The following is a 16,632-nucleotide window of genomic DNA, read 5'->3' on the forward strand; positions in this document are numbered from 1 at the left end:
GATTATAATTGTTTTAAGCAGAATATTGTAGAAAAAAGGGGAAAACACAATGAAGATTGTTATTGCACCCGATTCGTTTAAAGGATCACTTACTGCACTGGAAGCTGCCCAGGCGATTGAGCGGGGTATCAAAAGGGTGAACCCTTCAGCAGATACAGTGCTTGTGCCGGTTGCTGATGGAGGAGAGGGAACAACCGATAGTTTAGTTGCGGCAACAAATGGCCGAATGGTGGATGTCATGGTGAAAGGCCCATTATTAGAACCGGTGAAGGCAGCCTATGGAATGCTTGGCGATCAGGAAACCTGTGTCATCGAGATGGCGACCGCATCTGGCTTAAATTTGATTAAGCCTGAACAGCGTAATCCGATGCTGGCAACCACCTTCGGGACAGGGGAACTGATTAAAAAAGCATTAGACGATGGCTGCCGAAAATTTATTTTGGCCATAGGTGGAAGCGCTACAAACGACGGGGGGATTGGTATGCTTCAGGCACTAGGAATGAAGCTGTTGGATTCGGATGGAAATCCTGTGCAGGATGGGGCTGGTGCAGGTGAGCTTGCCCGGATTGCTTCCATTGATGACCGGGATTTTGACCCGCGCATTGCCGGGGCCCAGTTTCTAATTGCCACAGATGTTCAGAATCCTTTAGTGGGGCTGAGCGGAGCATCCCATGTGTTCGGCCCGCAAAAAGGGGCCACACCGGAAATGGTGGAAATTCTGGATGGGTATTTACGCCATTGGGCCGACTTGGTTGAAGCCAAAACGAGTATCCGGCTTCATGACAAGCCAGGTGCCGGTGCCGCAGGCGGAATTGGCGGTGCTTTCCAGGCGTTTTTTCCAGCCGAAACAAGAAGGGGCATTGATATCGTCATCGAGTACACCAAGCTTGCAGAAAAACTGGACGGTGCTCAGTGTGTGTTTACCGGGGAAGGCCAGACAGATTTTCAAACCGCTTCCGGAAAAACGCCGATGGGCGTGGCTCAAGAAGCTAAAAAGCTTGGAATACCGGTATTTGTCCTTGCCGGGTCGATTGGCAAAGGGATTGACCAGCTTTATGAGCATGGGATTTCGAGTGTTCATAGTATCATCAATGCTCCGATGACGCTAAAAGAGGCAATGGACCGTGGGGCAGAATTGCTCGAGCAGTCAGGAGAGCAGGTAATGCGGACTTATTTGGCGTCACTAGCTTAAGGGGTTTGGAATACGAACAGGGGTTGGCAGAGAAAAAACCTTGCTGTAAAGAGGCAAAGATTTTTACAAAACAACAAAGGGGTAATACAGATGTTATTTCTAGTTTTATTAATTGGCGTACTGTTAGTCGTCATCGCCACGACGAAATTTAAGCTGCACCCATTCTTATCGTTATTATTAGGTACATTTTTTGTAGGTTTTGCTTCAGGTATGCCGTTGATGAAGATTGTGGAAAACGTGAATACTGGATTCGGAGGATTGATGGGGGGAATCGGACTCGTTATCGTGTTCGGAACCGTCATTGGAACAATTCTTGAAAAATCAGGAGCGGCCCTCAGGATGGCTGAAGTCGTACTCCGCGTTGTCGGTCCAAAAAGACCGCAGCTGGCGATGAGTTTAATTGGATACATTGTTTCGATACCTGTATTTTGTGATTCCGGGTTTGTTATTTTATCAAGCTTAAGAAAAGCACTAGCAAAGCGTGCAAAGGTAGCGGTCGCATCGATGTCTGTGGCGCTTGCAACCGGCTTGTACGCTACTCACACGCTTGTTCCGCCAACACCGGGGCCGATTGCCGCGGCTGGAAACATTGGCGCAAGCAACTTCTTGGGAACTATCATTTTAATTGGTCTTATTACAGCTATTCCAGCAACCATCGTCGGATATTTCTGGGCAACAAAAGTAGCCAACAAAATTGAGGTAGAAGACGATGGTGAGGAATTGAATTATGACGAAATCGTTCGTTCCTTTGGAAAAATGCCGTCTACATTTCTATCATTCTTGCCGATTGTCTTGCCGATCGTTTTGATTGGTATTGGGTCGGTTGTTACCTTCCTAGGTGCGAAAGGAAATATCGCTACGTTTTTGGTTTTCTTAGGTACACCGCTTGTTGCATTACTCGCAGGTGTCATTGCTGCTTTTGCCTTGCTGCCAAAATATGATGAAGAAACTTTAACAAAATGGGTCGGAGAAGGTTTAGTAGAATCTGCTCCAATCCTGTTAATTACAGGTGCTGGCGGTGCATTTGGCGGCGTCATCAAAAATACTGGAATTGCAGATGCGATTCAAAGCTGGTCAATCGGCGACACATTTAGCGGCGCACTGTTCTTATTGATTCCTTTCATTATTGCTGCTGCATTAAAAACAGCTCAAGGTTCATCAACTGCTGCATTGGTTATTACTTCATCTTTGATCGCTCCAATGCTGCCGACTCTTGGCATTGAGGGAGCCGTTCCATTGGCACTAGTTGTCATGGCGGTTGGTGCAGGTGCGATGACAGTCAGCCACGTAAACGACAGCTTCTTCTGGGTTGTGACTCAGTTCAGCGGAATGAAAGTAACCGATGCCTACAAAGCCCAGACTATGGCAACCTTATTGCAGGGTGTTGTGACCATCGTTGTGACGATGATTTTATGGGTAGTTTTAGTTTGATTGAGTGCTAGACAGACATACGTTTTTGAACCGGTAAATGCGTCCGGTCCTATCGGCTAAATTTTTAAAAAAAGTATTGAGCGGTTTAATTTTTCAGCCGCTCAATTTTTTTAATTTAAGGCCTCTTTTTAATCGCCCAAAACCATAAATGATTAGAGAAAAGCTGATAAAAGATAAAAAGATGTGCTTAGGTTTAAAGTTAATCAACGTAAAAAGCTTTAATTTTTGATAAAGAAAGCTTAATGGAAAGGAAAATAATAAATCCATAATCAGGTTAACCAGCATATACCGTTTGAATTTCCCAAAGGTAAAATGGAATATCCATAGGGTTCCCACGAAGAATGGCCCCAGAATAAAGCTGCTATCGTTTAAAAGTTTTCCCTTCCATCCACCTTTAACAGTCCACCATTTATATGGAATAGCCAGCAAGCACAGCACTGTTACAAATAATGAAGCAACTATGGAAACAGGTAAGAACTGCCGAAGAGACTTTCTTGGAAGAAAAGCAATGGAAAACCAGGGTAAAATAAGTTGAAGAATTCTAATCAAATAAGGCATATTGGAACCTCCTTTCCAATCTTAAATTCCCCTTGATTAAAGGAAATCATTCTCAATCGAGGAAAAATTACTTTTTTCATAACCTTTGAAAACTTTTGCAGGAAAAAAGGCATATATCGAGAAGTCTATTACTAGAAATTGATTATCAACTATAAAGAATAGATAAATAAATGAAAAAGGAAGGGGAGTCGAAACCAATGTTATCGTTTGAGGAAAAAAAGGAGATTTTCCGCACGTTCAAGCTGGAGGAGAAGGAAATCAGCAACGGCCGAGTGAACTTTAACTATCCCGAGAGCAAGCAAAGAGGTCTGGTGCTAGCAAGGGAATTGCAGCAAAGCGGTAATGGCTATGTGCTTGGCAAGTACATGTCTGAAGAAGTCATTAGGAAAAATAACTACACGGTTGATGCACGCGGCTGGATATCAGTTAGAGATTTTTCCAAAGATGAGCTAATAAAGGTCATTGTTGAGGCCATGAAGTCCATGTCGGGTCTGGCCATCGAAGCAGATGCGTTTTTCCGGGCACAGGGTCCATTGAAAACTGTTAGGACGACGCCGAGGAAAAAAGTAGTCAGTATTAAGGCAGTCAAGGATGCAAAACGGAAGCCTGTTGAAAGCAATATATCAACTCCGGAAAAAGAAACATCTCCAGAGGTAGAGGAAGTCAAGAACGAACCCTTTGAAGCTTCTAAGCCGGCAACTCCCGTAAAAGACGATGATTTTTCAAAGGAATTGGAAAGCTACCCTCTTTCTTGTATGTTTTTCTGGACAGGGCTAACAATGTCGTTGATGGAAACCGGCTTCCTGATGTGGAGGAATGCGGTCCGCAGATATGGTGAAGTCAGTCGCGGATTGACAAGAAAAGAATAGGATTTATTTAGCCTGGTATTCATACTGGGCTATTTCGATTCCATCCTTATTAATGAAGGATTTTTATTATTACTCGGACGCCCCACCTGATAAGCAAGTATATAGGTTCAATGAGATCGAAAGCTAACTCAAAGAATTCCCATTTGTCGCCCTTCTCTTCCTTCTTCTTCTTCTTTTTCATCTTGAATTCCATTTTACATGCCTCCCGTAAATTTTATTACGAATTTACCTTGTGAAGGTTTGAAAATAAATAGTCCTTATCCGATTTTTGTTAATATTCGTAAATTGCTGTGATAGAATTTGGATATCATAACCAAATGTTTTTTTCAAAATAAGAGCACTAGATAGGGTTTCGGATGATGAATAAATTGGGGGATTAAGGATGGAATTTTTATTAAATAAGGTTTTTGCCGGGCAGCCAAAAACAGTCGGTGATAAGGATGCCGCCGGTTTGATGGACCGTGAGTGGACGAGTGCGATTTTTAAAGAACCTGTTGAGGGGTCTATCTGGGTCGGCAAAACAGGCTTGGCGGGAGACGGTGTATTTGATACGGAGCACCATGGCGGCCCGGAGAAAGCTGTCTTTGCGTATGCTTCGGAACATTATGTGGACTGGCAAAAGGAATTGGAAAACTCTCATATTGGACCAGGAGCTATGGGCGAGAATTTTCTGATGGAAAATGCTAGGGAGGATTTGATTTCGATAGGTGATACCTTTCAAATCGGCGAAGCGGTTGTTCAGGTATCCCAGCCGCGCCAGCCATGCTGGAAGCCGGCCCGCCGTTTTAAAATCAAAACCCTCGCACTGCTTATCCAAAATACAGGACGGACCGGGTGGTATTTTCGCGTGTTAAAAGAGGGTTTCGTCGAAGCCGGGCAGGGCTTTACGTTGATTGAGCGCCCTTATCCGCAGTGGACTATTCAGAAATGTAATGAGATTATTCATGCAAGAAAGCCGAATTTTGAAGAAATGCGTGAACTTGCCCGGTGTGAATTGCTCGCGCCAAAATTGAGAGCCACATTGGAGGAAAGAATTCAGAACAGGGAAGTACCGGAAATCACGAAGAGAGTCTATGGTCCGAATGAGTGATTGTGAAGGACAAATAGAGTAAATCCCCAGGTCAAAGTGTCCTTCATAAAGGCGATGAAGACCAAAAACGATAAAGACCTGGGCCAAAGTGTCTTTCATAAAGGCGATGAAGACCAAAATTGCTAGAGACCTGGGTCAAAGTGTCCTTCATAAAGGCGATGAAGACCAAAATGGATAAAGCCTAGGGTCAAAGTGTCCTTCCTAAGGGTGATGAAGACCAAAATTACTAGAGACCATGGTTAAAGTGTCCTTCATAAAGGCGATGAAGACCAAAATTACTAGAGACCATGGTTAAAGTGTCCTTCATAAAGGTGATGAAGACCAAAATTGCTAGAGATCATGGTTAAAGTGTCCTTCATAGAGGCGATGAAGACCAAAATTGAAAGAGACCTGGGTCAAAATGTCCTTCATAGAGGCGATGAAGACCAAAATGGATAAAGACCTATGTCCAAATGTCCTTCATAAAAGCGATGAAGATCAAAATTGAAAGAGATCTGGACTAAAGTGTCCTTCATAAAGGCGATGAAGACCAAAATCAATAAGTCCAAGGAACAAATTGTCCTTCATAAAAGTACGTATGAAAATATACAATCCTAATAGGTATTAAATGAGGAGTGGAAAAATATGTTTTTAAAATTAATCCACAATGACACCGCAATCACAGAAGGAAGTCCATTTACTTCGGATGAAGTCCAATACAATCTAATCCATCGAATCAGTGAAGACCCTAACTCCTTATGTCTTAAAACACCAGACGAAAAAATAATTTTTGCCCAAACGCCCGGACATAAGGGCTGGCTGTGGATTTCGAACGATATCCCATCGAAGGAACGAACATCCCTAATAAATGAACTTATAAACCAGCTCGCAGAAGTGCCCTTGCAGGGAGTTACTGGAGACCCCAAAACGGCACGGATGTTCACTGAAATTTTTTCAAAAATAAATAACGTTCCATACGAAACGGATATGACCATGGAAGCCTACCATTGTCCAAAGCTCATAAAGCCTGAAGGTGTGAAGGGAGAAATCCTTAAAGCAACGGAACAGCATGTTGACGTTGTTGCAGATTATCTCGCGGGCTTTATGAGGGATGCATTTGGGACCACTGTTGAACCGTCATCTCAGCAGAAAAGGGCTGCGACGATGATTGCTGGTGGCGGGTTGTACCTTTGGAACGTCAATGGCCAGCCAGTGGCGAAAGCGAACATTTCCCACCGTTCTCCAAGGCATGCCAGAATCAATGCCGTATTTACCCCACTCCAACATCGAAAAAACGGCTATGCCAGTGCGCTTGTCGCTGAACTTTGTGAAATCATAGAGTCAGAGAAGCGAATTCCGATGCTCTATGCTGATGTGAAAAATCCTGACTCCAATAAGGTATATCAAAATATCGGGTTTCAAAAATGCGGGCTGATTGAGGAAATCAAGTTTTTCTAGTAAGTAAACAACCATCGAGGTGAAACAATCAATGTATGAATTTATAGAAGGACAAGTGCTAAGAACTGAATATTCCACCATTCCCTACATGTGGATTCGCAGCAAACAACCAGCAAAAAGCATCTGTATTATGCTTCCGGGACTTGGATATACCACACAGCGGCCGCTGTTTCATTATTCAACTGGAATTTGTCTGGACCAAAACATTGATGTTCTTCACATTAACTACCAGTTTGCAAAAAATGAACATTTTAAAATGCTTCCTGAACCAGACCAAGATCAATGGGTGTATGAGGATGTAAAAGCTGTTGTTGATGAAGTATTAAAGGAACGTTCCTATGACCAATGTTTTCTGTTAAGCAAATCGATTGGCACGATTCCAATGGCGATAGAGTGGAAACAAAGGAATTTCATCCGCAATGCTTTTGGTATTTGGTTAACGCCGCTTATCAAAATGAATGAGGTTTATCAGACACTTTTAAAGACCGAACTGCCTTCACTCTGCATAATCGGAGACCTGGACCATCATTATAACAAGGAAAAGATTTCAGCTATAACAACTAATCATCTTGTAGATACAGTTGTAATACCAAATACAGAACACAGCCTAGAAGTAAAAGGGGATACCTTAGCAACGATAGACGCCTTGAAGGAAGCTGTGAAACATATCCAAGCATTTGTGGAGAATCATAAGATTTAAAAATATTTCAACGGAGAAATAACATGTTTAATCAATTAAAAACTTGGGCAAAAGGTTTGAAAAAAAATACATTCGTCCTGTATTTGGCCTATAAAGACCCTAGAGTGCCTTGGTACGCAAAATTATTAGCCATCTGTGTTGTGGCGTATGCCTTCAGCCCCATCGACCTCATCCCTGACTTTATTCCAATCCTTGGCTACCTTGACGACATCATTCTAGTTCCACTAGGAATCAAGCTTGCCTTAAAAATGATTCCAAAAGATGTGGTCCATGATTGCGAATTGAAAGCACAGGAAATGATGACCAATGGGAAACCAAAGAATTGGATTGCAGGCTCCATTATTCTTGCCATCTGGCTGATTATCCTGATTTGGATTTTTCAAATGGTTTATTTTACTCTTGTAAAGTGAAAAGGACGTAAATAAGTGACGGACCACTCTCAGTGGTCCGTCCTCATTTCCTACTCCTCATAAATCATTTTCCTAGTCATTCCACCGTCGACTACCAGGTTGATCCCGGTCACAAAATCATTTTCTTTGGCAGTTAAATAAAGGCAGGCCCGGGCAATGTCGTCCGGCTTTCCGACACGCTTTGAAAAATGCTGTTCATGATCAGCCTTGCTAAGCTTTTCATAATCTCCTGTTTCAATCCAGCCTGGGGAAATGGCGTTGACTGTGATTCTATATTCACTAAGAGATGCTGCAAGTGCATGTGTTATGGCAACGATTCCGCCTTTAGTGGCAGCATAGCCTTCTGAATTCGGCTCAGACATGATGGCTCGTGTGGAGGCCAAATTCACAATCGCCCCGCCATCTTCGTTCTGACGCATATATTTCGCTGCTTCCCGCGAGCCCAAAAACACGCTTCTTAAGTTTGTGTTGATGACATCGTCCCATTCTTCGACCGATACATCAAAAGGGGACTTGAATAATCCTTTTCCGGCGTTATTGATTAATATATCAATTCGGCCGTAGGTTTGATGGGCAGTTTCCATTAACCGGACAATGTCTGATTCCAGTCTCACATCAGTTTTTACAAAAAGAGCTTGGCCGCCTTGTCCAGTTATCGTGCTGGTTGTTTGAGAACCGGCCTTCTCATCCACATCTGCCAGAACGACATTGGCACCTTTTTCAGCATAAAGAAGTGCAACACCTTTTCCAATTCCGTTACCCGCTCCTGTAACAATCACTGTTTTATTAGAAAAATCCATGAAATTCACACCCTTATTTTTAAAAATCCACGAACATCCGTGGCTATGGTATTCTAAAGTTATAAACTAAATTAAATATACCATTTCAAATAAAAGATGAAAAAATTGGATGCAATAAGATTAAGTCTGGCTCCCCCGAAGGCTTTATCAAGATGCATTCTTACAAGGAGCAAATCACATGTCCAATACTCCAATTTAAGGCCGCCCACACTTCGAGGATTAAATTATAAGTGGGGGAGAATTTTTGAAAAATAATCGTAACTTCCTTTTCTTGATGCTGGGGCAGTCGCTTGCCAATATTGGCGATGTCTTGTACATCGTGGCTGTGATAAGCATTATTTATGATGCTACCCAGTCTGCCGCAGCATCGACATTCGTTCCGTTTACGATCACTTCTGCGATGTTTATTTCAGGAACCATTACACCAATCTTTATAGGACGGTTTCCATTAAAACAATTATTGACATGGTCACAAGCGGCTAAGACCGTTTTAATGTTCGGATTAAGTACGATGTTAATGATGGAACAAAACCTGTATTTGATTTTTATCGTCATCGCCGTCATTGCCCTATTTGACGGCTGTGCCAATCCAGTCAGGCAAGCATTGGTTCCCTATTATGTAGAGGAAAAGCACCTGATCCAGGCGAATGGCATGGCCGAAACGATTACGCAATCCATTCAAATAGGAACGTGGTTATTTGGCAGTTTGCTGTTGATGGTATTAAGCCCAAACGGACTTATTTGGCTGGTGGCGGCCCTGTTTGTCATTTCCGGCATCCTTCTATGCCTTTTGGAAAAAGTGGAGCATCGGCCGGAAACAAAGGGAAGCATCAGGACACAGCTGACAAAAGGGTGGCAAACCATTAAATCTGCACCTGTGTTAAGTACACTAATAAAAATGGAATTCTTGGAAACCATCGCTGGTTCGGTATGGATTGCGGCCATCCTGCTTGTTTATGTAAATCAAGTATTGCGTGCTGGAGAACAATGGTGGGGTTTTATCAATAGTGCCTATTTCATCGGATTGGTCGCGGGAAGTTTGCTATGTGTACGTATTTCCGTCTTCATTGACCAAAAACGAAGCCAATTTATTGCGGCCGGAGCTTTTATAACGAGCATACTATCGGTGTATTTCGGACTAACCAGTTTCCCAAAGGTTGCGTTAATTTTATCAGGATTGATCGGCTTTTTTTGGCAGTTAAAAAATATTCCCCAGCAAACAGTGATTCAAACTAGCGTGCCTAAAGAACAATTGGCAACGGTTTATGCTGCTATTGGCAGCGTTTCGACAGGAGTATTTGGGGTCTCTTCCTTAATAATGGGCTTTTTATCGGACTATTTTGGCGTACAAAGTGTCTTCCTGCTTTCAGGGGCTTTGCTTTTAGTCGTTAGCTTGCTGGCTTATAAAAATAAACAATTATTTAAGAAAAGAAAAATGGATTATTAAACAGGAGAGAGGAATTGTTAAGGAGACAATTCCTCTTTTAAAATAATAGTTAAGGAGAAGACCGATGGAAACTGAACAGTTGAAAATTTTTGACGATAACAAAAATCAAATTGGGGTTGCTTCTCGGGAGGAAGTACATAGAGTCGGCTACTGGCATGAAGTATTCCATTGCTGGTTTGTCAGTAGGGAAGAGGATGCCGATTATATCTATCTACAGCACCGCAGTGAAAAAAAGAAGGATTATCCGGCTCTATTTGATATTACCGCTGCCGGTCATTTGATGGCCGATGAAACCGTTCAGGATGGGGTTAGAGAGGTAAAGGAAGAGCTAGGGATTGATATTTCTTTTCATGAATTGGAGTCCTTAGGGGTAATTGATTACTGTGTTTCCCGTAATGGTCATTTCATCGACAAGGAAATTGCAAATGTGTTTTTATATAAGAAAGCTGGGTCATTTGATGATTTTCAACTTCAAGAGGAAGAGGTTTCGGGGATTATCAAGGTGAAATTTGATAATTTTATCGAATTTTGGTATGGAGGAGAGGACACTATTCACATTACGGGATTTAAGGTGACCGAAGAAGGAATTAGAATTCCACTTGACGAAATAGCAGGCAGGGAACAATTTGTGCCGCACCAATTTTCGTATTATGAAACTGTGATTCAAAGAATCATTGAAAAATTAAATGTTAAATAAGGGGACCCGGAATGGGGAAATTTCAAAATTGTAATGTCTCCGAAAGGTATGATTCCTAAAAATAAGGTGAATCATGGTTATACAATTGAAGAGTTGAAAAGGAGAATGCAAATGCCAAAATACATGTGGGTAAACCTCCCAGTAAAAGACATGAATAAAGCAGTCGAATTTTATAAGGGTCTTGGATATACTGTCGAACCACATCCTGAGGGTCAACGAGCCAAAGTTGTGGTCGGTGATAATCAAGTAAACGTCTTGCTTTTTCTTAATCCAATATTTGAAAACTTCACCAGGTCGACAATTGCTGATACAAATCAGTCTGCTGAAGTAATTTTTTCCATCGACGCGGAAAGCAGAGAAGAAGTGGATGAGATAGCAAAGAAGGCAGCTGCAGCAGGAGGCACCGTCTTTGCTGAGCCTGGGGAAAACCAAGGCTGGATGTATGGCTGTGGGTTCGCCGATCCGGATGGCCATCGCTGGAATGCATTGTACATGGATATGAGCAAGATGCCGAAAGCTTAAATTCCATTTAATGGCGTCACTACAAATGGTAGGGACGTCATTTTCATTTGGTGAGAAGGAAACAGGGCTCCCTATACAGAATACTAATAGTTTAATATTTTTACAAAATGAGGGGGAACATCATGCTAGCAGCACTACTACATGGAATTGTATTAGCCTTCGGGTTAATTCTTCCTCTTGGTGCCCAAAACGTATTTGTATTTAATCAAGGGGCTTCGCAGCCAAAGTTTAGAGGGACTATTCCAGTCATTATTACAGCATCACTTTGCGACACACTGCTAATTTTATTAGCCGTACTAGGAGTTTCAGTCATTGTATTAACAGTGCCGGTCTTACAAACCGTGTTATTTTCTATTGGTATATTATTCTTAATTTATATGGGATGGTCTATTTGGAAAAGTGATCCATCAGACCTATCCCGCAAGGAAGCCTCTATGCCGCCCAAAAAACAGATCATGTTTGCGATGTCGGTGTCGCTGTTGAATCCTCACGCTATCCTTGACACAATCGGCGTGATTGGAACGAGTTCACTAAGTTATTCCGGTACAGAAAAAGCGGCATTTACGGCAGCCTGTATCATCGTATCATGGATTTGGTTCTCCGGGCTTGCTGTAGCCGGTAGAATAGTAGGGAATGTCGACTCTCAAGGCAAATTCCTGAAAATGATAAATAAACTATCTGCCCTCATGATCTGGGGAGTTGCCATTTACATAGCCATTCAGCTTTTTCAAAAATTTTAGTTAGGCGGTGGAAAAATTATGGAACAGAAAATTTATGATGTCATTGTCATTGGAGCAGGTTCAATGGGAATGGCGGCTGGCTATTTTTTAGCAAAGAGTGGAAAAAGCACGCTGTTATTAGATTCCTTCAACCCGCCGCATAACAAAGGAAGCCATCATGGCGAGACCAGAATCATCCGATATGCTTATGGGGAGGGAGCAGAATATGTCCCACTTGCGCTTAAAGCGCAGGAATTATGGAACGACTTAGAGATAGAATCAGGAAAAAGGTTGTTTCTCCAAACCGGAGTTCTCAATGTGGGTCCTGAAAAATCGGATTTCATCCAAAACATTATTTCCAGTTCAGAGACTTACTCTTTGCCACTGGATGTTTTAAATTCAAGCGAGGTAAACCGCCGTTGGCCAGGTATTTCATTATCTAACGAATACATAAGCTGCTTTGAACCAATATCAGGTGTGTTGAAATGTGAGGAATGCATCCAGGCTTACCGGGAACTCGCCATAAAGCATGGCGCTGAAATTTTAACAAATAGCAGGGTAAAAGAAATAAAGGTTCATGATAACCGAGTAACAATCAAGACTGAGAACCAAATGTTTCATGCAAAATCCTTAGTCGTTTCAGCGGGAGCGTGGTCAGGCGAGCTCCTTTCACAGCTGGGTTTAAACCTTCCTCTCGAGCCAGTTAGAAAAACATTTGCCTGGTTTGAAGCGGATGAGGATCTTTATAATCATAAAAGTTTTCCAGCCTTTGCCTTTGAAACCACGCAGGGCCTTCATTATGGATTTCCTAGTATCGATGGAGCTGGCTTGAAAGTGGGCAGGCATGACGGCGGGGAAAAAATAAATCCGGACAACGCGATACCTGGATTTGGTGAACTTCCGGAGGATGAGGCGGATTTGGTGCAATTTCTGAATGCCTTTATGCCACAGAACCCAAAATTAAAATACGGTAAAACCTGTATCTACACCCTGACACCGGATGAAGACTTTATTATCGATTTACACCCGAACTATCCAAACGTCGCTATCGCAGCTGGTTTTTCAGGACATGGTTTTAAATTTAGCAGTGCAGTTGGACAGGTATTAGCCGAATTGATTAGTGCCGGGAAAACAGAGCAAGATATCTCTTTATTTTCCATTAATCGATTTAACTAGAAGAGTTTCGAAGGGGGATATATGAAAAAAATAAATTGGTTCCTTTTCAGCGTAATTGTTATATTAATCGCTGCAGGCTGGTTTACATATCAAAAGGTCACCAATGAAACATATGAAGGAATGTCGATTATTCCTGAGCAACACAAGGATATTCCGTTATTTGAGGGATTGAAACCAACCCGTCATGAGTATGTAATGGAAGGAAACCATTGGAAGGAAATCTATGATTTTTATAAAAAGGAAATGCCAAAGAATGGCTGGAGGATGGATCTCGAGCAAAGCTCTCCGAATGAGGATGTACCAAGTTTTATGACCACATGGCGTAAAAAAGGAATAGATTGGGAATTATCGATTAGCGTGGGTTATTTTAAATTGAATAACCAGACAAAGGTTATTTTTGATAAAAATCCAATCTTACATTCGACGGCGTGGATTGATCAAATTCCCAATGCCATCTGTATTTATAAAAGTACTTCTGTTGAAAATTGTTCCGAAATCCAAGACCTCTCTCAAATAACCGAGTTGGTCCGTATTATCAATGGTGCTATTGATTGGAATGGGGAAGTGCAGCCCCGTGAAAAAACTACCGTTATTAGGGTTGGAGATATAGAAATTAAAGTACTCTATGAAGGCGACAAGGAAATCTATCTTCAATCAGAAAAAGGCACGAAAATCATGAAGCCTGAATCGGAATTCTTTAAGCTTATGAATCTTTAATGGAGGGTTCCTATATATGACACTAAACAGAAAACTCGTTATCCCTGGAGTCATTGGTTTATCATTTTTTGCAGCAATGTTCGTTTTAAATTTTTATTCACTTGAGAACGCAAAAAATGCCTGTGTCGAAAACAATAGGACCCCTGAAGTTGAGCAGGGGTTCTTGGCAATAAATTGGTCTGTTTCTTGTAAATAGTATAAACCTATAATGCCTTAACATAAAACGTCCGCGTCCTCGGACCATCGAATTCGCAAAAGTAGATGCCCTGCCATGTACCAAGAAGCAGCCGGCCGTCCGAAACAACAACATGCTGTGATGCACCAACTGTACTTGCCTTCATATGTGCCGCAGTATTGCCTTCCATGTGACGGTCCAATTTATGCTCCCATGGATACACCTCATCAAAGCGGCGGATCATATCCCGTTTCACATCCGGGTCAGCATTCTCATTAATGGTGATTCCGGCCGTTGTATGAGGGCAATAAACAATCACCGCTCCATCATGCAATCCTTGTTCATTTACAAAAACCTGTACCTGTTCGGTAACTTCAATCATTTCATCCCGTTTGCCGGTTTTCAAGGTGAATTTTTTTAGCATGCTCCTCTTCCTTTCAACATCATAAAAAGCCCAACACCATCGAATGATTGAGCCTTTTCAAAGTGGTTATTTTTGAATAACCTTATGATAATAATCCAACAGTTCAAAGGTTTTTTCAAATAAATGAGGGTTGCTGCAGTTTGCGAAGGCTATATAGTCGGTATTCACAGCAAAAATGAGTGTGTCGGCGGTTTTCATTTTTGTTTTTTCATTTAATGTGATGTCATCAAATGGCAGATAGATTTTAACTATATGGGTATACTCAAAGGACCCATGCTGTCTCTTGGCTTCCTTTATCCAAATGCGGATGTCCTTCATTTCCGGAGGATCCGTCATTACCGAGTTGGCATTATACTTTTTATGGTAGAAATCGCTGTACTCACTGACTATCCAGAAATTTAGACTGTTGAAAATAAAACTCTTTGTAGCAATGTCTTTTACTTCGATTTCTTCTCCTGTTTCAATGACTTCAGCCGCAGCAGGATTATGAAAATTTAGTATCATTAAAGCGACTAATAAAAGAATCTTTTTCAGATTTATTCACCTCCCTTTATTTAGGAATTTCCTAAAGTAATCAACTTATGTTAAAGAAAAGGAGAAAAATTTTATGATTCTAGAAGCTGCCATGCTCCAAGTTAAACCAGGAATGGAACAGGAATTTGAGGCTGCTTTTCAAAAAGCATCCACGATTATTTCATCAATGAAAGGCTATCTCACCCACGAACTGCAGCGCTGTCTGGAAGTGGAGGGGAAATACTTGCTGCTGGTGCAGTGGGAAACATTAGAGGACCATACAGTTGGATTCAGGGGATCGCAGGAATACCAAGAATGGAAAAAGCTGCTTCACCATTTCTATGATCCATTCCCAACTGTGGAGCATTTCAAAAAAGTGGAACTTTAAACAGGTGTCTTTAATCAGCTGTCCACTGTAAAAAATGATAGAATAGAGAAAACTAGATTTATAGCCAACGGAGGCAGCGATGAGATACGATACGATTTTTTTTGATATAGATGATACATTGTTCGATTTTGGAAAAACGGAACAAAATGCTTTACTAAAGGCATTTTCAGACTTTGGCCTACCCTCTGGAGTGCAGGATTATCGTCCGCGTTATAAAGAGATTAGCAAGGTTTTATGGGGAGAATTAGAACAAGGAATTATTTCTTTGGCTGAATTGGGTGTGGAGAGGTTTAAACGCTTGTTTGTGGAATATAACCTCGAAATCGATGCCGACCAGTTTAATCGTATTTATCTTGAATATTTGGGAGAAGGAAGCCATCTTGTTCCTGGCGCCTTTGAAGTGTGCAGTAATTTGGCTGGCTGCAGGCTGGCGGTCATTACAAACGGCTTTGGCCAAGTTCAGAAGTCGAGAATCGCGGGTTCTTCTCTTGCGCATGCTTTCGAGCAGATTATTATTTCAGAAGAAGCAGGATACCAGAAGCCTCATAAAGGAATTTTTGACTATGCCTTTTCCAAACTGCAAATTACAAATAGAGAACGGGTTTTAATGGTAGGAGACTCCTTGACTTCTGATATCCAAGGCGGAATCAATTACGGAATTGATACCTGCTGGTTTAATCCAAATTATAAGGAAAATAATATCGGTATAAAGCCGACTTATGAAATACGCGAACTGACTGACCTTTTAAAAATTGTCGAACACAAACAAACGGCACTGATCAAATAGCTAGCGAGGGATGGGTATGGAACAGAACTTAGGCTTAGAAAAAAGGGATCTGCCGGAAAAATTAGCAAAGCCTGCACTTAGAGCATTAGAAGGAGCGGGCCTTTTCCGGCTGGACCAATTAACAAAGTTAAGCGGGGAAGAGATTCTGAACTTGCATGGCATGGGTCCTAAAGCATTGGGGCAACTACGAGAAGCTTTAACAGCTAAGGGACTTTCATTCCGCGGCTAATTTAATCTTGTGGATTCTCTATACGTCACTTTTAGAACCTGTTCTGTTTTATTGTCAAATTGAATATCGACAAAAACACCAAATTCTCTTTGTCCTTCCTTTAGCCAAAGCTTGAATTTTTCAACTGAGGAAGTGGCACCAGTTGTTCTCCCGATATGGAGATAATCGTTAATTTGGGCGTTCGGGTATTTTTCATGTGTTTTTTCCATTGCCATCCTTCCCCATTTGGCATAGGGAGGAATGGGTTTTTGCTGAGCATTTACTATATGATGTAAATCCGCTGGAATACTGCTTGCGGAAAAAAGAGCTGTTGCGGTTAGCAAGCTGGCTAGAATTTTTCTCATTTAAATT

The 16,632-nt window shown here is 41.8% G+C and carries 22 protein-coding genes; 16 read left to right on the forward strand and 6 right to left on the reverse strand.

Annotated features, from left to right (window positions below; genetic code table 11):
- Positions 1-49 precede the first annotated feature (49 nt).
- Positions 50-1,192: a glycerate kinase gene (locus ACNQGS_RS13410; protein ID WP_491487746.1), complete on the forward strand. Its 1,143-nt coding sequence runs from the start codon at positions 50-52 to the stop codon at positions 1,190-1,192.
- Between the two features lie 90 nt (positions 1,193-1,282).
- A complete protein-coding gene (locus tag ACNQGS_RS13415; protein WP_491487747.1) occupies positions 1,283-2,623 on the forward strand; it encodes a GntP family permease in 1,341 nt (446 codons plus the stop codon).
- A gap of 93 nt (positions 2,624-2,716) precedes the next feature.
- Here the strand turns inward: ACNQGS_RS13415 and ACNQGS_RS13420 are convergent, their stop codons facing one another.
- Entirely contained in the window at positions 2,717-3,181 is a 465-nt protein-coding gene (locus ACNQGS_RS13420; protein ID WP_491487748.1) for a hypothetical protein, read from the reverse strand.
- 197 nt (positions 3,182-3,378) lie between these two features.
- On the opposite strand from ACNQGS_RS13420, the gene ACNQGS_RS13425 reads away from it, so the two are divergent.
- Positions 3,379-4,050 carry a hypothetical protein gene (locus tag ACNQGS_RS13425; RefSeq protein ID WP_491487749.1) on the forward strand — a complete coding sequence of 224 codons (672 nt, stop codon included), beginning with the start codon at positions 3,379-3,381 and terminating at the stop codon, positions 4,048-4,050.
- Positions 4,051-4,099: 49 nt separating this feature from the next.
- Here the strand turns inward: ACNQGS_RS13425 and ACNQGS_RS13430 are convergent, their stop codons facing one another.
- A complete protein-coding gene (locus ACNQGS_RS13430) occupies positions 4,100-4,243 on the reverse strand; it encodes a hypothetical protein (RefSeq protein ID WP_491487750.1) in 144 nt (47 codons plus the stop codon).
- Positions 4,244-4,432: 189 nt separating this feature from the next.
- Here ACNQGS_RS13430 and ACNQGS_RS13435 point away from each other — a divergent pair, with 189 nt between their 5' ends.
- From ACNQGS_RS13435 to ACNQGS_RS13450, 4 genes are all read left to right on the forward strand, one after another.
- Positions 4,433-5,140, forward strand: a complete 708-nt coding sequence (locus tag ACNQGS_RS13435) for an MOSC domain-containing protein (protein WP_491487751.1) — start codon at positions 4,433-4,435, stop codon at positions 5,138-5,140.
- Between the two features lie 624 nt (positions 5,141-5,764).
- Entirely contained in the window at positions 5,765-6,577 is an 813-nt protein-coding gene (locus ACNQGS_RS13440; protein WP_491487752.1) for a GNAT family N-acetyltransferase, read from the forward strand.
- Between the two features lie 31 nt (positions 6,578-6,608).
- On the forward strand, positions 6,609-7,277 hold the full coding sequence (locus tag ACNQGS_RS13445; protein WP_491487753.1) for an alpha/beta family hydrolase: 669 nt from the start codon (positions 6,609-6,611) through the stop codon (positions 7,275-7,277).
- A gap of 23 nt (positions 7,278-7,300) precedes the next feature.
- Positions 7,301-7,687, forward strand: coding sequence for a YkvA family protein (locus tag ACNQGS_RS13450; protein ID WP_491487754.1), 387 nt, complete (start codon positions 7,301-7,303; stop codon positions 7,685-7,687).
- Positions 7,688-7,737: 50 nt separating this feature from the next.
- Here ACNQGS_RS13450 and ACNQGS_RS13455 read toward each other — a convergent pair whose 3' ends face one another.
- Positions 7,738-8,487, reverse strand: coding sequence for a glucose 1-dehydrogenase (locus ACNQGS_RS13455; RefSeq protein WP_491487755.1), 750 nt, complete (start codon positions 8,485-8,487; stop codon positions 7,738-7,740).
- A gap of 244 nt (positions 8,488-8,731) precedes the next feature.
- Here ACNQGS_RS13455 and ACNQGS_RS13460 point away from each other — a divergent pair, with 244 nt between their 5' ends.
- The 6 genes from ACNQGS_RS13460 (at position 8,732) to ACNQGS_RS13485 (ending at position 13,765) form a co-directional block, all read left to right on the forward strand.
- Positions 8,732-9,934 (forward strand): MFS transporter, encoded by a 1,203-nt coding sequence (locus tag ACNQGS_RS13460; RefSeq protein ID WP_491487756.1) that lies wholly within the window; start codon positions 8,732-8,734, stop codon positions 9,932-9,934.
- A 64-nt stretch (positions 9,935-9,998) separates the two neighbouring features.
- The gene (locus ACNQGS_RS13465) at positions 9,999-10,631 is read left to right on the forward strand and encodes an NUDIX hydrolase (RefSeq protein ID WP_491487757.1); all 633 of its coding nucleotides are present in this window, start codon (positions 9,999-10,001) and stop codon (positions 10,629-10,631) included.
- Positions 10,632-10,664: 33 nt separating this feature from the next.
- The gene (locus ACNQGS_RS13470; RefSeq protein WP_491487758.1) at positions 10,665-11,153 is read left to right on the forward strand and encodes a VOC family protein; all 489 of its coding nucleotides are present in this window, start codon (positions 10,665-10,667) and stop codon (positions 11,151-11,153) included.
- Between the two features lie 122 nt (positions 11,154-11,275).
- A complete protein-coding gene (locus ACNQGS_RS13475) occupies positions 11,276-11,893 on the forward strand; it encodes a LysE/ArgO family amino acid transporter (protein ID WP_491487759.1) in 618 nt (205 codons plus the stop codon).
- An 18-nt stretch (positions 11,894-11,911) separates the two neighbouring features.
- Positions 11,912-13,048 carry an N-methyl-L-tryptophan oxidase gene (gene solA / locus ACNQGS_RS13480; protein WP_491487760.1) on the forward strand — a complete coding sequence of 379 codons (1,137 nt, stop codon included), beginning with the start codon at positions 11,912-11,914 and terminating at the stop codon, positions 13,046-13,048.
- A 21-nt stretch (positions 13,049-13,069) separates the two neighbouring features.
- On the forward strand, positions 13,070-13,765 hold the full coding sequence (locus tag ACNQGS_RS13485; RefSeq protein ID WP_491487761.1) for a hypothetical protein: 696 nt from the start codon (positions 13,070-13,072) through the stop codon (positions 13,763-13,765).
- A gap of 203 nt (positions 13,766-13,968) precedes the next feature.
- Here the strand turns inward: ACNQGS_RS13485 and ACNQGS_RS13490 are convergent, their stop codons facing one another.
- Together ACNQGS_RS13490 and ACNQGS_RS13495 are read right to left on the reverse strand one after the other, a co-directional pair.
- Positions 13,969-14,364: a secondary thiamine-phosphate synthase enzyme YjbQ gene (locus ACNQGS_RS13490; protein WP_491487762.1), complete on the reverse strand. Its 396-nt coding sequence runs from the start codon at positions 14,362-14,364 to the stop codon at positions 13,969-13,971.
- A gap of 66 nt (positions 14,365-14,430) precedes the next feature.
- Positions 14,431-14,868, reverse strand: a complete 438-nt coding sequence (locus ACNQGS_RS13495) for a hypothetical protein (protein WP_491487763.1) — start codon at positions 14,866-14,868, stop codon at positions 14,431-14,433.
- A 103-nt stretch (positions 14,869-14,971) separates the two neighbouring features.
- Here ACNQGS_RS13495 and ACNQGS_RS13500 point away from each other — a divergent pair, with 103 nt between their 5' ends.
- The 3 genes from ACNQGS_RS13500 (at position 14,972) to ACNQGS_RS13510 (ending at position 16,281) form a co-directional block, all read left to right on the forward strand.
- A complete protein-coding gene (locus ACNQGS_RS13500) occupies positions 14,972-15,265 on the forward strand; it encodes an antibiotic biosynthesis monooxygenase family protein (protein ID WP_491487764.1) in 294 nt (97 codons plus the stop codon).
- A 79-nt stretch (positions 15,266-15,344) separates the two neighbouring features.
- On the forward strand, positions 15,345-16,052 hold the full coding sequence (locus ACNQGS_RS13505) for a YjjG family noncanonical pyrimidine nucleotidase (protein ID WP_491487765.1): 708 nt from the start codon (positions 15,345-15,347) through the stop codon (positions 16,050-16,052).
- A 16-nt stretch (positions 16,053-16,068) separates the two neighbouring features.
- Positions 16,069-16,281 (forward strand): helix-hairpin-helix domain-containing protein, encoded by a 213-nt coding sequence (locus ACNQGS_RS13510; RefSeq protein WP_491487766.1) that lies wholly within the window; start codon positions 16,069-16,071, stop codon positions 16,279-16,281.
- On the opposite strand, the gene ACNQGS_RS13515 is transcribed toward ACNQGS_RS13510, so the two are convergent.
- Positions 16,278-16,604 (reverse strand): YqzG/YhdC family protein, encoded by a 327-nt coding sequence (locus ACNQGS_RS13515; RefSeq protein ID WP_491487767.1) that lies wholly within the window; start codon positions 16,602-16,604, stop codon positions 16,278-16,280. The genes ACNQGS_RS13510 and ACNQGS_RS13515 overlap by 4 nt on opposite strands.
- Positions 16,605-16,632 lie beyond the last annotated feature (28 nt).

Source organism: Neobacillus sp. PVCKKU3 (genome assembly GCF_058323225.1).